A 14,550-nucleotide genomic window follows, 5' to 3' on the forward strand; every position below is an offset into this window, starting at 1 on the left:
GGCGGCCGGGGGGGGGGGGGGGGGGGGCGGGCGGGGGGGGGGGGGGGGGGGGGGGGGGGGGCGGGGCCGGGGGGGGGGGGGGGGGCCCCCCCCCCCCCCCCGCCGCCTCCCACCGCCCGCCCGGCACCCCCCACCAGCAGTCCCGCCACCCCTGAGGACGCCATGAGCAGCACGACCGTCATCACCAACATCGCCAGTCTGGTCACCAACGATCCCTCCCTCGGATGGGGGTCCCCCCGGTCGAGCAAGTTCGAGACTGGGGGAGGTTCCCCCCTCGGTCTGATCCAGGACGCGGCCGTCGTCATCGAAGGCGACCGCGTCGCGTGGACCGGTGAATCAAGCAAAGCACCCGCCACCGACAACCGCGTCGACGCCGGTGGCCGGGCGGTGATCCCGGGCTTCGTCGACTCCCACTCGCACCTGGTCTTCGCCGGCGACCGCACCCAGGAGTTCAACGCCCGCATGTCCGGCCGCGCGTACAGCGCGGGCGGCATCCGCACCACGGTCGCCGCGACCCGCGCCGCCTCCGACGAGGAGCTGGAGCGCAACCTCACGCGCTATCTGCGCGAGGCCCTCCGCCAGGGCACCACGACCTTCGAGACCAAGTCGGGCTACGGCCTGACCGTCGAGGACGAGGCCCGCGCGCTGCGCATCGCCGCCTCGCACACCGACGAGGTCACCTACCTCGGCGCGCACATCGTCTCCCCGGACTACGCCGACGACCCGGCCGGCTATGTCGCCCTGGTGACCGGCGAGATGCTCGACGCCTGTGCCCCGTACGCCCGTTGGGTGGACGTCTTCTGCGAGAAGGGCGCCTTCGACGGCGACCAGGCGCGGGCGATCCTCACGGCCGGCAAGGCCAAGGGCCTGCACCCGCGCGTGCACGCCAACCAGCTCTCGTACGGCCCCGGTGTCCAGCTCGCCGTCGAGCTGGACGCGGCGAGCGCCGACCACTGCACCCACCTGACGGACGCGGACGTCGACGCCCTCGCGAGCGGCGACACCGTGGCGACGCTGCTTCCCGGCGCCGAGTTCTCCACCCGCGCCGAGTGGCCGAACGCCCGCAGGCTGATCGACGCCGGCGTCACGGTCGCGCTGTCCACCGACTGCAACCCCGGTTCGTCCTTCACCTCGTCCGTGCCCTTCTGCATCGCGCTCGCCGTGCGGGACATGCGGATGACCCCGGACGAGGCCGTGTGGTCGGCGACCGCGGGAGGCGCGCGGGCACTGCGCCGCGACGACGTCGGCCGTCTCGCGCCGGGCGCCTACGCGGACCTGACGCTGCTGGACGCCCCCAGCCACGTGCACCTCGCCTACCGCCCGGGCGTCCCGCTGGTCACCGGCGTCTGGCGGCGCGGCGTCCGCGAGATCTGAGCGTCCCGCGGGCCGCAGGGACCCGTCCCCTCAAGGGACCCGTCAGGCGTTGCCCGCGCGCCAGCGCTGGCCCGTGCCCCCGGTCAGCGGCACCAGGGACAGCCCGCCGCCCCCGTCCGGCGTCACCGCCGTCTCGATGGCCACGGCCGGGCGGATCACGCCGTCGCCGTCGACGGTGAACCGGAGGTTGTCACCGTGGCCGCCGTCGAGCGAGGAGCACTCCCAGATGCCCACGCCCCGGTCGACGGAGCCGCGGCTGTCCAGGCAGAAGTCGTCGTCGGCGGCCGACCGGAGGGAACCGGTGCCGGTGTCGACGCGCCAGCGCTGGGTGGAGGAGGAGGTGCAGGGCGCCGTGATGACATCGGTGCCCTTCTCGAAGTCGCCGTCGCGGATGTCCAGGCACAGCCCCGAGGCGACGTTCACCACCTGGGTGGAGGCGCCGCCCGGCGGGCGGAAGACGACGGTCGGGGTCGGCTTCGGGCTCGGCGACCTCGGCGGCGCCGAGCTGCGGGACGGGGAGGGCGACGCGGAGGTCGCCGACGGCGAGGGCGAGGACGAGCGGGAGGGCTTCGGGGCCGACGGGGTGACGGGGACCGTGGCCGTGACGGTCACCGCGGGCCGGCCCGACGGCGCGGAGACCGAACCCGCCGCGCCCGTGGCCGGCGTCTCGCCCGAGGACAGCAGCAGGAACAGGACCGGCGCCAGGGCCACGCCGAGTGCCGCCGCCGAGGTCAGGACGACCCGGCGGGACGGCGGCCGGGACAGCAGCGACGACCGGGGGCCGGCAGCGGGTACGGGGGGCGGTACGGACCCCGCCTCCGGCACGTCGTTCGTGACGTACGCCGTACCCGCCCACGGCAGCAGGCCCTCGGCCAGGGCGGAGCGCGGATGGTCGCGCAGGGCGGACAGTTCCTCGTACGCGGCCGAGCAGTGCGCGCAGCGCGCCATGTGGGTGTTGAGGTCGGTGCTGGAGCGGGGGTTGTCGGGCCGCACCGACTCCTCGATCAGCCGGCGGAAGTCTCCGCAGCGCGGATCGTCCGAGGCGGCCAGCCGGTACTTCAGACAGGCCTGGGCCAGCGACTGGAGCGCCTGGTCGGTGCCGTACGTGACGTCCTCGGGGGTGAGGCCGAGCAGGACCGCCGTCCGCTCCGCCGGCTCGCGCTCCACGACCGCGTACCAGATGAGGCCCTGGGCGCGGGACGGGAGCGACTGGAAGGCGGGGAGCAGGGAGGGGACGGGGCCGGAGGGGCCGGCCGTGCTGAGGACGAGGAGCAGTCCGGGGTCGAGGCCCGCGGCCCGCTGGTCCCGGGCCCACGATGCGGCCACCCGCGCGGTCAGCAGCAGGAGCTGGTGCCGCCAGGGGACGTTCGGGTCGATGCCGCGGGCCGTCTCGCGGGCCGCGAGGGTGAAGGTCCCCGCCGCGAGCTGCCCGGCTCCGGACTCTCCGGTGGTGCACAGCCGGGAGTAGGCGAGGACCGAGGCGCGGTGGCGTCCGCGGAGTTCCTGGAGGGCCGCGTACGCCGTCGAGGTTCCGCCGCGCAGCAGCTCGGTCAGCCGTGCGTCGGACGTCCCCGCGGCCGGTCCGTCGCCTTCGGCCGCGGTGTCCTTGTCGGCCGGGTCCCCCTGCGCCATGTTCGTCCGCCTCCCCGCACCTGGTGCGTGCTCGTCCCGAACTGACGTACCGGCCAGTTTGGGATGCCCATAGTGGCGGGATCGGCCTTCCGGGAAAAGAGTTGTTGAACAACGATTCCATGGGAGCGCTCTCAACCTCCCCGTGCGGAGAGCGAGTTGACCGTGAAAGCGCGGGTTGACCGGGAAAGACGGAGCGGCCCGGCGCTCTTCGCGCCGGACCGCCCGGATGCGCGGCCCCGCGGGCCGCGAAGTCCTGTCACTCCTCGACGGTCAGGCCCTTCCGCAGCCGCACGAGGGTGCGCGACAGCAGCCGGGAGACGTGCATCTGGGAGATGCCGAGTTCGTCACCGATCTCGGCCTGGGTCATGTTCGCCACGAACCGCAGCGAGAGGATCTTCCGGTCGCGCTGCGGGAGTTCGGCGATCAGCGGTTTCAGGGACTCCATGTACTCGATGCCCTCGAGTCCGCCGTCCTCGTAGCCGATGCGGTCCGCGAGCGCGCCCTCGGAGTCGTCGTCCTCGGGCTGGGCGTCCAGCGAACTGGCCGTGTAGGCGTTGGACGCGGCCATGCCCTCGACGACCTCGTCGCGGCTGATGCCGAGCCGCTGCGCCAGCTCGTCCACGGTCGGGGCGCGGTCGAGGCGCTGGGCCAGTTCGTCGCCGGCCTTGGCCAGGTCGAGCCGGAGTTCCTGGAGCCTGCGCGGTACCCGCACCGACCAGGAGGTGTCGCGGAAGAAGCGCTTGATCTCGCCGATGATCGTCGGCATCGCGAAGGTGGGGAACTCGACCCCGCGGCTCAGCTCGAACCTGTCGATCGCCTTGATCAGGCCGATGGTGCCGACCTGGATGATGTCGTCCATCGGCTCGCTGCGGGAGCGGAAGCGGGAGGCGGCGAACTTCACCAGCGCGAGGTTGAGTTCGACGAGCGTGTTGCGGACGTAGGCGTAGTCGTGCGTGCCCTCTTCGAGGCACTGCAGCCGCGCGAAGAGCGTCTTGGACAGAGCCCGTGCGTCCACCGGCCCCACCTTGTCGTACGGGGGGATCTCCGGGAGTCCGGCGAGTGCGTCGACTCCGTCGGTTCCGGTTCCGTCGACGTGCTCCGGGGATTCCGGAGAGGGAGCCGACGTCGCCGTCAGGGTCTGCGATGCGTCGAGCCGGGGTGACATGTGCCCTCCATCGTTCTCGCTCGGCATATGGCCGCCGATGCCAATACGTGTGCACTGCGGTGTGCGGCGCCTCCAAAGCCGGCCGGGTCGGATAGGTGTCTCTTCTAGCCCTACCCGGTTTCTCGAACTCGCCGCAAGTGTCTTATCCGGCGAAATGTCCATTTTCATGGGGTTGTTCGGGTGTCGGGTGACGTAGAGAAGGCGTAGTGTTCGAGTGCGTACGTCAGTAGTCGCGACACCCGGAAGAGAGACGGCATGGACCGCGGGACGGTCGGCAGCGCACAGTCTGGCCGGCTTCTTGTCGAGGTGCGGGAAGAAGGCACGAGCGCTGTCGTGACCCCCGCGGGTGAGCTCGATCACCACACGGCCGATTTGTTGCGTGAGCCACTCGAAGGGTGCCTCGAAAAGGGGTACGCGCGGCTGGTCATCGACTGCTCCCGGCTGGAGTTCTGCGACTCCACCGGGCTCAACGTGCTGCTCGGAGCCCGGCTGAAGGCCGAGGCCGCGGGCGGCGGGGTGCATCTGGCCGCGATGCAGCCGGTGGTGGCACGGGTCTTCGAGATCACCGGGGCGGAGGCCGTCTTCACCGTCCACGACACGCTCGAAGCGGCCCTGTCCGCCTGATCCGGGGCCGTCCGTCATGCCGCCGCCCACGTCCCGGGTGCCCCTGGGGGACCGGCACGCCACCGGCGTCACGGGTTCCGTGCCGAATAAGTGGGTGTTCGGACCGTTCCGTCGGGCAGGAGACATCCTGGACGCGCCGGTGGCCCAGGGGCGGGCGGCGGGCGCGGCGGAAGTTGTTGATCCACAAGCGGTGAAAGCCGTTGCTCCATCCGTACTGAGTACTGCGTACTGAGTCTTGAATCGTGAACCGGTGAATCGGTGAGGTGAAGCGCTGATGAGCACCACCCGGCCTTGCTCGCCGGGCGACCGCGGCCCGGAGTCGGGCGACGGCGGCGCTTCCGCGGTGTCCGCGCGGAGCGTGGCGTCCGTGGACGGCACGACGTCCGCCGACGGCGCCTCCCCGGCCGGCGCGGCCCCCGCGACCGTCGGCCGCCAGATCCGGGCGCTGAGCCTCGGCGGCGAGAGCGGCGTCGTGCCGCTCGCCCGCGACTTCGCCCGGCAGGCGCTGTACGCGTGGGGCTGGCTGCCCGCGGCGAGCGCCGACCGGCGGGCGGCCGCCGAGGACGTCCTGCTGGTCGTCTCCGAGCTGGTCACCAACGCCTGTCTGCACGCCGAGGGCCCGGACGAGCTCCGGATCTCCTGTGACAACAAGGTGCTGCGCATCGAGGTCTCCGACCGGGGGGCGGGCCAGCCCGCCCCGCGCACCCCGCACCGCGCCGGCCGTCCAGGCGGCCACGGCATGTTCATCGTGCAGCGGCTCTGCCTGGACTGGGGCGTCGTCCGCACGCCCGGAGTCGCGGGCAAGACGGTATGGGCGGAACTGGGCGCTCCCGCGTAGCTTCCCGGCCCGGCCGGTCGGCCTCGCCTGCGGGGCGTCCGTCCCGTCGGTCTCGCGGGCCCGTCCGTCCCGTCGGCCCGGTGGGCCCGCCTCCCGGTTCGCCGGGGAGGGCCGTCCTTCCGGTCGTCCTCCCGGCTGTCCGCCCGTCGGCCGTCGCCGGTCGCCCGCGGTTCGAAACCTCCTTCGTACGGCACCCGGTGCGCGCCGGATCCTCACGGATCCGGCGCGCACTTTGTCTTCCCTCCACAAGTCCCCGGGCGTACCTTGACGGCCGATCTGATGTTCCGTCAGAAAATTGGCGTGAATGCCGTCAGGAGTGAGGGGCAGGCCCGTGTCGTACCGGACGTACCAGAAACGAACCGCCGCGCTCGCGTTCGCCGCGGCCCTGGCCGGCTCGGCGGTGCTGACGGCCGCCCCCGCAGCCCGGGCGAACGTGGTGGACGTCAACTACCAGTGCAAGACGCCGATCGGCGACAAGAGCGCCGTCTCGCCCATCGACATCAAGGGCGTCAAGAGCGGCAGCTCCTACAAGCTCACCATGTCCTGGCAGAAGGGTGTCTCCTCCAGCCCGGTCGAACTCGGCAAGGGCGCGATGTCGCCGAGCGCCGTCATCAAGGTGGGCGGCGCGGACAGCGGCACGGTGGCGGTCAGCGGTCCGGCCAACGCGGCCGCCATCCCCGCCAACACCCCCATCAAGATCAATGACTTGAGCGGGACCTACACGCCGAAGAAGTCCGGCAAGGTCACCTTCACCGCGGGCGTCCTCACCATCAAGGCCCTCGGCACCACGACCACCTGCACGCCCGCGAACAGTCCGGGCCCCTCGCTGACCCTCGACGTCACGGCGGCCGGCGGTTCCGGCTCGTCGACGTCGGGTTCGTCGGCCTCGGGCTCCTCCGGCTCCGGCACGAGCGGCACCGACTCCGGCGGCTCCCTCCCGCAGACCGGCCCCGAGGACTCCGTGATCGCCCTCGGCACCCTCGGCGGCACGGTCCTGCTCGCGGGCGCGGCGGGCGTGCTGTGGCTCACGCGCAGGCATCAGGCGGTACGCCGCTGACCGTCCCGCACCACGACCTGGAGCCGCCGCATGCCGTACGCACTCCCCGCTGCCCGCGTGCTGGGCCTGACCCTGGTGCTGCTGAGCGCGGCACCGACGGCCCTGGCCGCCGGGGGCTGGTCCGTCGTGCCGGCCGCGGGCGGCACGGCCGACGGACGGCCCCTCGTCTACGCGGAGGGCGCGCCGGGCACGGTCCTGCAGGACGCCGTGTCCGTGCTCAACCCGGGTGCCCGGCCCCTCACCGTCCGGCTGCGCGGCACCGCGGGCAACGCCGCCGGAGGTGTCCGCACCGCGCGCGGACGGCCGGCGGACGCGGGCGCGTGGATCGCCTTCGCCGGACACGCGGACGGCCGCCGGACCGCGGTGCGGGAGCTGTCCGTACGGGTCCCGGCGCACACCCGCGCCGATGTGCCGTTCACCATCGGTGTCCCGGCCGGGGCGGCGCCCGGTGACCATCCCGGCGCGATCGTCGCGAGCGGCGGCGGCCGCACCTCGGCGGTCCGGGTCCGGCTCCGGGTGCCGGGACCGGCGCTGCCGGCGCTGACCGTCGAGCACGTCAGGGTGGGCGGCGGCCGGATCTCGTACGAGCTGGTCAACCGCGGCACCACGGTCCTCGCTCCACGGCTCGCCGTGCACGTCGACGGGGTCTTCGGCACCCTCCTCGACCGGGGCCCGCGCGCCCTGCCCGTCGAGCTGCCGCCGGGCCGCCGCGTCACGCTCCACGAGGCGTGGACCGACCCGCCGGCGCTCGACGCGGCGGACGTGCGGCTGACGGTGACGGCGGCGGGCGGGGTGCGCGGGGCGGCGGACGCCGAGGTCCGGTTCGTGCCGTGGGGGACGGTGGCCGGGGCGGGGGGCGCTCTGGTGCTGCTGGGCGCCGTGCCCGCCGTACGACACCGGAGGCGGGCCGGGGTGAGGGGGCCGGGGCGTCGCGGGCGCCGGGCGCGGGACGGCGGGGCCGGCGAACAGCGCGGCACGGAGGTCGAGTCGACGGGAGCGGTGTCGTGAGCGTCCTGGGGTGCAAGATACGGGCGGCGGTGCTGGGGGCGGTGCTGGTGCTCGTCCTGGTCCCGTCGGCGGCGGCCTCGGCGCTGTCGGTTTCCGCGGCCGGGAAGCCGAGCGTCACCCTGTCCAAGTCCGAGGCGGGAAGCGGTGGTTCGGTCACCGTGACCGGCAGCGGATGGCGGCCCGGGACGCTGCTGATGATGCTGATCTGCGGGCAGTCCGTGCCCTCGCGCGGGGTGATCGGCGGCACCAACTCCTGCGCCAACGCCGACGGACGGGCCGTCACCACCGACGCCCAGGGCGGTTTCAGCAAGAAGCTGCCGGTGGCCGAGCCGCCCGAGCCGTGCCCCTGCGTGGTGCACGTCGCCACCGTCACCGGGGAGAAGGCCGAGGCCGACGCCCTTTTCATGGTGGCGGGCCACGCGGTCGAGCCGTTGCCGAAGGAGGAGGGCGGCGGCCGGATCTCGGTGCTGACCGACACCCGGCTCGACGGGTCGAGCGGTCTGCTGACCTGGTTCGGCTCGCCGCCCTCGCGCACCCTCGTGCTCACGGTCGGCAACGTCGGCACCGCCCCCGTGAAGAACCCGGTCTTCCAGGTCGGCACCGCTCACGGGGTGTTCGCCCCGCAGTGGGAGGAACAGCAGTGGCGCGGCACCATCGCGCCGGGCCGCAAGGCGCAGATCAGAATCCCGGTCGAGCTGTCGGCCGGGGCGCACGGCGACTACACGGTCTCGCTGAAGTACGGCGGGAAGGTGCTCGCCGAACAGCCGTGGGGCGTCGGCCGTCCCTGGGGCGTCACCGTCTTCTGGATCCTGCTCTGCGTGGTCGTCCCGGCCGCGGTGTTCCGGGCCGGCATGGCCGTGGTGGACCGGGTGCGTCCCCGTCGGCCGGGCGGGCGGGCGGGACGGCACCGGGGTCTGCGGCCGGGCGAGCTCACCCTGCGCCTGCCCTGGGCGAACCCCGCCCCCCGGACACCGGCGGACGACTCCGCCTCCCCGGGCCCGGCCCTGCCCTGGTTCACCCCGGACGACGATCCGGGGACCGGGGCGAACCGTCAGCTCTCCGCACCGCACGAGAACGGTCCGACGACGCAGACGAGAAAGGGGCATACGTGAGCACGCTACGGAGAGTGGTGCCGGTCAGAGGCCGCAGAGCGGGCGCGGCCGGAGTCGCGCTGATGCTCGGCGGTGCGGGCATCCTGCTGGGGGTGGCCGCCGTTCCGGCGCAGGCCGCCGAGGTGTCGTACAGGACGGAATGCATCCCGCCCGCGATCTCGGGTCTGCCCGCGGTGGAGGGCACCACGAAGGTGGAGATCACCGCGCCCGCCGAGGCGAAGGTGGGCGACGAGGTCACCGTCACCTGGAAGTTCACCCAGGCCGCCTCGAAGAACCCCGACGTCCTCGACCTCGACGCGAACACCGTCAAGCCCACCGGGACGCTGAAGGCGGGCGGAGCGCAGACCGCCGACATCGCGATGGAGGGGTCGCGCACGAACCCGGCGATCCCCAAGAACAGCGACATGAAGCTGTCCGACATGACGGGCAGGCTGAAGCTGACGACGGCGGGCGACGTCACGCTCACCCCGGACGGGTACGACATCAATGTCAGCAAGCCGATCTCCACCGACACCAAGTGCACGCCCAAGGAGGCGGTGAACCCCTCGGCGACCATCAAGGTGACGAGCGGCGGCGGGACGGGCGGCACTCCGACCCCCACGCCGCCGTCGACCCCCACCCCCACCCCGACCCCGAGCGGGTCGGCCACCCCGTCGCCGAGCGGCAGCGGGACCGGCGGAGGAAGCGACACCGGCGGTTCCGGCAGCGGGCAGACCGACTTCACCGGCAAGGAGGTCTCCGTCCCCTACGCGTGCAAGACGCCCATCGGAGACAAGAACGCCACCTCGGCCGTCCAGATCGACGCCAGGAAGAACGGCGGGAGTTTCGACCTCACCGTGCAGTTCAAGGCGTCGGTGATGGACAGCCCGGCGGACATCCCCGCGGATTCCGTGAAGCCGTCGATGGAGGTGGTCCTGGGCGGCGCGGACAAGGGCACGGTGCATGTGGAGGGTCCGACGAACTCCGCGCCCATCAAGTCCGGCGACCCGATCGAGATCCCCGATCTGACGGGCACCTACAAACCGGGCGCGACCGGATCGTCGACGCTGTCCCCGGGGGTGCTGACCGTGATGGCCCTGGGTACGACGACGACCTGCACCCCGACCACGTCCGAAGTCTCGCTGACCCTGGACACCTCGGAGCAGGCGAGCGGCGCCTCGGGCGGCGGGTCCACCTCGTCCGGTTCCGGGTCCGCCGGTACGTCGTCCAGCGGCGGCCTGGCGGAGACGGGCTCCGACAGCCACAGCGCCCTCGAGGCGCTCGCGCTGGTGGCGGGCACGGTGATCCTGCTGGGCGGCGCGGTCTTCACGTTCATGCCGGGACGCCGGAGCCGGTGACCGGGATGCCAGAGCCGGTGACCGGCGCGCGCCGATCCCCGGCCGTGGCTCTGGATCCGGTCCCCGGCCCGGTTCATGGCCCGGGGAGCGAGCCGGCCGCGGAAACGGCGAGGGGCCGCCGCACCGAACGGTGCGGCGGCCCCTCGCCGTGCTGTGGAACCGACGTCAGTGGACGTCGCCCATGAGCGCCTTGACCTTCTTGCGGTACATCCACACCGCGACACCGGCGATCACGGCGAGCGTGGCCTCCAGGGCGACGATGCCCGTCTTGTTGAGGTCGACGTTGGCGATGGAGAGCAGACCGGTCGTGGCGTCACCGGCGGTGACGGCCAGGAACCAGACACCCATCATCTGGGAGGCGTACTTCGCCGGAGCCATCTTCGTGGTGACGGAGAGGCCGACCGGGGAGAGCAGCAGCTCACCGACGGTCTGCACGAAGTAGATCGCCACCAGCCACATCGCGGCCGCCTTGTGACCGCCCTCGGCGATCGTCAGCGGGGCCAGGAAGAGGAAGAACGACGCGCCGATCAGGATCAGACCCGAGGCGAACTTCGTCGCCGTGCTCGGCTCCTTGCCGCGCTTGTTCAGCCACAGCCAGGCCCAGGCGAAGACCGGGGCCAGCGCCATGATCATGACCGGGTTGACCGACTGGTACCAGGAGACCGGGAACTCCCAGCCGAAGATGGTGTTCTTGGCCGACTCGTCGGCGAAGATCGACATCGTCGAGCCGCCCTGGTCGTAGATCATCCAGAAGACGGCCGCGGCGACGAAGAACCAGATGTACGCGGACATCTTCGACTGGTCGGCGCGGTCCAGGGACTTGTCGCGCTTGATGCGCCCGATGACCATGACCGGGATGACCAGACCGGCGATGATGATCGGGACCAGCAGCCAGTTCAGCGTGTAGTGGCCCGAGAAGCCGACGATCGCGTAGAACACGACGGCGACAGCGGCCCACAGGGCGGACTTGCGCAGCGTCGCGGACTTCTCCTCGGCCGTCAGAGGCGTGGGGACCTCGTGCGAGCGGGCGCTGAGGTGACGGCCGCCGAGCAGGTACTGGATGAGACCCAGCGCCATGCCGAGCGCGGCGAGGGCGAAGCCCAGGTGCCAGTTGACGCTCTCGCCGACGGTGCCGATGATCAGCGGAGCGGCGAAGGCACCGAGGTTGATGCCGACGTAGAACAGCGTGAAGCCACCGTCACGGCGCGGGTCGTCCGGGCCGTCGTAGAGGTGGCCCACCATCGTGGAGATGTTGGCCTTCAGCAGACCGGAACCGATCGCGACGAGGCCGAGGCCGCCGTAGAAGGTGCCGGAGGAGGGCAGAGCCAGCGTGAGGTGGCCCAGCATGATGATCAGACCCGCGACGGCGACCGTCTTGCGGGGGCCGAGGACGCGGTCGGCGAACCAGCCGCCGGGCAGGGCGAGCAGGTACACCAGGGAGAGGTACACCGAGTAGATCGCGGTCGCGGTGGCCGCGCTCAGGTGCAGACCGCCCGGTGCCACGAGGTACAGCGGGAGCAGTGCCTTCATCCCGTAGTAGGAGAAACGCTCCCACATCTCGGTCATGAAGAGAGTGGCCAGTCCGCGGGGGTGGCCGAAGAAGGTCTTCTCGGAGGAACCGGAGATTCCCGGAGCCGACGAGTCCTTCGTCAGGCTGGACGCCATGTCGATCCTTGCTGGTCGGGACGCGCTGTTGGGGGTACCCCGCTCACGTGGAACCGAGAGGTCGGGGAAATACGCGCCCATGGGGGGCGGCCGGCACCGGCGGGGTTCGGCGTCCGTCTCCCCACGCCCTCGGGGAGTCCGCTCCGGATGACGGAGCGGTGGACGGCGACCACCGGGATCCACGCCCGGCACGCGTCAGCGCGTCCGGGCCCGGCCACAGGTCTTTCCTTCGAAGGCTGGCTGACACCAGCCCGCACACAGAAGAGACCTTCAGCATCAAGTTCCAGCCAAAGGTCCCGAAGCGGTGCATCAGGCGTTAGGTCACCATACGACATCGCAATGCCCCATATGGAAGGACTTGAGACATGGATCACAGGTGATCGTGGAACCGCAGACGATCATTCGAAGGTGTTGTTCATGATCTCATCCCGAACCCGCAGGTAAGAAACACCCGGACGGAGGGTGTGAATCACGGAGGCGGATCACTGCCCGGACGTACTCCACGGCGGTCTACCATCACCCCATGACCCGTGTACTGCTCGCCGAGGACGACGCGTCCATCTCGGAGCCGCTGGCCCGTGCCCTGCGCCGGGAGGGTTACGAGGTCGAAGTCCGCGAGGACGGCCCCACCGCGCTCGACGCCGGAATGCAGGGCGGTGTCGACCTGGTCGTCCTGGACCTCGGACTGCCCGGCATGGACGGCCTGGAAGTCGCCCGCAGGCTCCGCGCCGAGGGCCACACCGTCCCCATCCTCATCCTCACCGCGCGCGCCGACGAGGTGGACACCGTCGTCGGCCTCGACGCGGGCGCCGACGACTACGTCACCAAGCCGTTCCGGCTCGCGGAACTCCTCGCCCGGGTACGGGCGCTGCTCCGGCGCGGCGCCGCCGAGCCCCAGCAGCCGCCCGCCACCCACGGCGTGCGCATCGACGTCGAGTCGCACCGCGCCTGGATGGGCGACGAGGAACTCCAGCTCACGGCGAAGGAGTTCGACCTCCTGCGGGTCCTGGTCCGGGACGCGGGCCGCGTCGTCACCCGCGACCAGCTCATGCGCGAGGTCTGGGACACCACCTGGTGGTCCTCCACCAAGACCCTCGACATGCACATCTCCTGGCTGCGCAAGAAGCTCGGCGACGACGCGGCGAACCCCCGCTACATCGCGACGGTACGAGGCGTCGGCTTCCGCTTCGAGAAGAGCTGAGGCGTCGGCTTCCGCTTCGAGGAGTGCCGAGCTCCGCAGGGACACCTGAGGCCCGTCCGGTCCGGGGCGGGGGGAAGCCCCCGCGCCCCGGACCGGCGCCCCGCTCGGGCCGGAGCGGCGAACGTGCACACTGGTCCCGGTACAGCCATCTGCCCGGAGGACCCCGTGCGTCGCCGTCTGATCCAGTCCACCCTCGCCGTCGTCCTCGTGGTGATCGCCGTCTTCGGGGTCTCCCTCGTCATCGTCGAGACCCGCACGATCAGCAACAGCGCCCAGGAGCGCGTGGACTCCGAGGCGCTGCGCCTGGCCAGCATCGTGGACAGCCGCATCCTCGGCGACGAGAACATCACCGCCGAGACGTTCAGGAACCAGGTCACCGACCGGCGCTACGCCGTGATCAGGATTCCGGGCCGCGACCCCATCGAGGTCGGCAACCAGCCCACCGGTGACGTCATCCAGTACAGCGCCAAGGGCGAGTCGGGGGAGACCGTCACCGTCCAGGAGCCCCGCTCCTCGGTGACCAAGGAGGTCGGCCGCACGCTCCTGGTCATCGGCGCCGTCGCCCTGCTCGCGATCATCGCCGCCGTCCTGCTCGCCGTACGCCAGGCCAACCGGCTCGCCTCCCCGCTCACCGACCTCGCCGAGACGGCGGAACGGCTGGGCTCGGGCGACCCCCGCCCGCGGCACAAGCGCTACGGCGTTCCCGAGCTGGACCGGGTCGCCGACGTGCTGGACAGCAGCGCCGAGCGCATCGGCCGGATGCTCACCGCCGAGCGCCGCCTCGCCGCCGACGCCTCCCACCAGCTTCGGACACCGCTGACGGCGCTCTCCATGCGCCTGGAGGAGATCACCCTCACCGACGACCCCGACACGGTGAAGGAGGAGGCGACGATCGCGCTGACGCAGGTGGAGCGCCTCACGGACGTGGTCGAGCGCCTGCTCACCAACGCCCGCGACCCGCGTACCGGCTCCGCCGTCTCCTTCGACCTCGACGAGGTCATCAAGCAGCAGCTGGAGGAATGGCGCCCGGCCTACCGCAGCGCCGGCCGCGCGATCGTCAGCTCCGGCAAGCGCCATCTGCAGGCGGTGGGCACCCCGGGCGCGGTCGCCCAGGTCCTCGCGGCACTGATCGAGAACTCCCTCATGCACGGCGGCGGCACCGTCGCGCTGCGCACCCGCGTGATCGGCAACCAGGCCGTCATCGAGGTCACCGACGAGGGCCCCGGCGTCCCCACCGACCTCGGCGCCCGCATCTTCGAGCGCACCATCAGCGGCCGCAACTCCACCGGCATCGGTCTCGCCGTCGCCCGCGACCTCGCGGAGGCCGACGGAGGACGCCTGGAGATGCTCCAGGCCCAGCCGCCGGTCTTCGGCATGTTCCTGTCCCGGACCCCGCTCAAGCGCCCGCCCCGGCTCCCGGAGGACGGCGAGGAGCGCACGGTCAGGTAGGAAAACGCCTGGTCAGGGGGCGGACGAGCGCAGGGTCCGGCGGTGGGGCGGCCCGTCGGTCGGGCAGCGGGACGGCCGGTCGGGCAGG

The 14,550-nt window shown here is 72.2% G+C and carries 12 protein-coding genes; 9 read left to right on the top strand and 3 right to left on the bottom strand.

The window, feature by feature from the left end; all coding sequences use genetic code 11:
• The first annotated feature begins 162 nt into the window (after nt 1–162).
• Nucleotides 163–1,374 (top strand): imidazolonepropionase, encoded by a 1,212-nt coding sequence (hutI, locus tag ACH4S8_RS38935; RefSeq protein WP_398402927.1) that lies wholly within the window; start codon nt 163–165, stop codon nt 1,372–1,374.
• Nucleotides 1,375–1,416: 42 nt separating this feature from the next.
• Here the strand turns inward: hutI and ACH4S8_RS38940 are convergent, their stop codons facing one another.
• Together ACH4S8_RS38940 and ACH4S8_RS38945 are read right to left on the bottom strand one after the other, a co-directional pair.
• On the bottom strand, nt 1,417–3,006 hold the full coding sequence (locus ACH4S8_RS38940) for a ricin-type beta-trefoil lectin domain protein (RefSeq protein WP_398402929.1): 1,590 nt from the start codon (nt 3,004–3,006) through the stop codon (nt 1,417–1,419).
• 256 nt (nt 3,007–3,262) lie between these two features.
• The gene (locus ACH4S8_RS38945; protein ID WP_398402931.1) at nt 3,263–4,171 is read right to left on the bottom strand and encodes an RNA polymerase sigma factor SigF; all 909 of its coding nucleotides are present in this window, start codon (nt 4,169–4,171) and stop codon (nt 3,263–3,265) included.
• Between the two features lie 255 nt (nt 4,172–4,426).
• On the opposite strand from ACH4S8_RS38945, the gene ACH4S8_RS38950 reads away from it, so the two are divergent.
• The 6 genes from ACH4S8_RS38950 to ACH4S8_RS38975 all read left to right on the top strand — a co-directional run bounded on the left by ACH4S8_RS38950 (nt 4,427) and on the right by ACH4S8_RS38975 (nt 10,147).
• A complete protein-coding gene (locus tag ACH4S8_RS38950; protein WP_037628234.1) occupies nt 4,427–4,795 on the top strand; it encodes an STAS domain-containing protein in 369 nt (122 codons plus the stop codon).
• Between the two features lie 274 nt (nt 4,796–5,069).
• Nucleotides 5,070–5,633, top strand: coding sequence for an ATP-binding protein (locus tag ACH4S8_RS38955; RefSeq protein WP_398402934.1), 564 nt, complete (start codon nt 5,070–5,072; stop codon nt 5,631–5,633).
• A 304-nt stretch (nt 5,634–5,937) separates the two neighbouring features.
• Nucleotides 5,938–6,690 carry an LPXTG cell wall anchor domain-containing protein gene (locus tag ACH4S8_RS38960; protein WP_398402936.1) on the top strand — a complete coding sequence of 251 codons (753 nt, stop codon included), beginning with the start codon at nt 5,938–5,940 and terminating at the stop codon, nt 6,688–6,690.
• Between the two features lie 30 nt (nt 6,691–6,720).
• Nucleotides 6,721–7,698 (top strand): hypothetical protein, encoded by a 978-nt coding sequence (locus tag ACH4S8_RS38965; protein ID WP_398402939.1) that lies wholly within the window; start codon nt 6,721–6,723, stop codon nt 7,696–7,698.
• Nucleotides 7,699–7,703: 5 nt separating this feature from the next.
• Nucleotides 7,704–8,810, top strand: coding sequence for a neocarzinostatin apoprotein domain-containing protein (locus ACH4S8_RS38970; protein WP_398403021.1), 1,107 nt, complete (start codon nt 7,704–7,706; stop codon nt 8,808–8,810).
• A gap of 62 nt (nt 8,811–8,872) precedes the next feature.
• A complete protein-coding gene (locus tag ACH4S8_RS38975; RefSeq protein WP_398403023.1) occupies nt 8,873–10,147 on the top strand; it encodes a hypothetical protein in 1,275 nt (424 codons plus the stop codon).
• A gap of 165 nt (nt 10,148–10,312) precedes the next feature.
• On the opposite strand, the gene ACH4S8_RS38980 is transcribed toward ACH4S8_RS38975, so the two are convergent.
• Nucleotides 10,313–11,812 (bottom strand): oligopeptide:H+ symporter, encoded by a 1,500-nt coding sequence (locus ACH4S8_RS38980; RefSeq protein WP_398402941.1) that lies wholly within the window; start codon nt 11,810–11,812, stop codon nt 10,313–10,315.
• A 523-nt stretch (nt 11,813–12,335) separates the two neighbouring features.
• Here ACH4S8_RS38980 and ACH4S8_RS38985 point away from each other — a divergent pair.
• A complete protein-coding gene (locus tag ACH4S8_RS38985; protein ID WP_018566970.1) occupies nt 12,336–13,013 on the top strand; it encodes a response regulator transcription factor in 678 nt (225 codons plus the stop codon).
• Nucleotides 13,014–13,178: 165 nt separating this feature from the next.
• Nucleotides 13,179–14,462, top strand: coding sequence for an ATP-binding protein (locus ACH4S8_RS38990; protein WP_398402944.1), 1,284 nt, complete (start codon nt 13,179–13,181; stop codon nt 14,460–14,462).
• Nucleotides 14,463–14,550: the final 88 nt, after the last annotated feature.

This window comes from Streptomyces sp. NPDC021080 (assembly GCF_044333225.1).
Classification (GTDB): domain Bacteria; phylum Actinomycetota; class Actinomycetes; order Streptomycetales; family Streptomycetaceae; genus Streptomyces.

Coding starts and splice junctions, on each gene's coding strand:
- hutI (WP_398402927.1), top strand. CDS start 163: ATGAGCAGCACGACCGTCATCACCAACATCGCCAGTCTGGTCACCAAC.
- ACH4S8_RS38940 (WP_398402929.1), bottom strand. CDS start 3,006: ATGGCGCAGGGGGACCCGGCCGACAAGGACACCGCGGCCGAAGGCGAC.
- ACH4S8_RS38945 (WP_398402931.1), bottom strand. CDS start 4,171: ATGTCACCCCGGCTCGACGCATCGCAGACCCTGACGGCGACGTCGGCT.
- ACH4S8_RS38950 (WP_037628234.1), top strand. CDS start 4,427: ATGGACCGCGGGACGGTCGGCAGCGCACAGTCTGGCCGGCTTCTTGTC.
- ACH4S8_RS38955 (WP_398402934.1), top strand. CDS start 5,070: ATGAGCACCACCCGGCCTTGCTCGCCGGGCGACCGCGGCCCGGAGTCG.
- ACH4S8_RS38960 (WP_398402936.1), top strand. CDS start 5,938: ATGCCGTCAGGAGTGAGGGGCAGGCCCGTGTCGTACCGGACGTACCAG.
- ACH4S8_RS38965 (WP_398402939.1), top strand. CDS start 6,721: ATGCCGTACGCACTCCCCGCTGCCCGCGTGCTGGGCCTGACCCTGGTG.
- ACH4S8_RS38975 (WP_398403023.1), top strand. CDS start 8,873: ATGCTCGGCGGTGCGGGCATCCTGCTGGGGGTGGCCGCCGTTCCGGCG.
- ACH4S8_RS38980 (WP_398402941.1), bottom strand. CDS start 11,812: ATGGCGTCCAGCCTGACGAAGGACTCGTCGGCTCCGGGAATCTCCGGT.
- ACH4S8_RS38985 (WP_018566970.1), top strand. CDS start 12,336: ATGACCCGTGTACTGCTCGCCGAGGACGACGCGTCCATCTCGGAGCCG.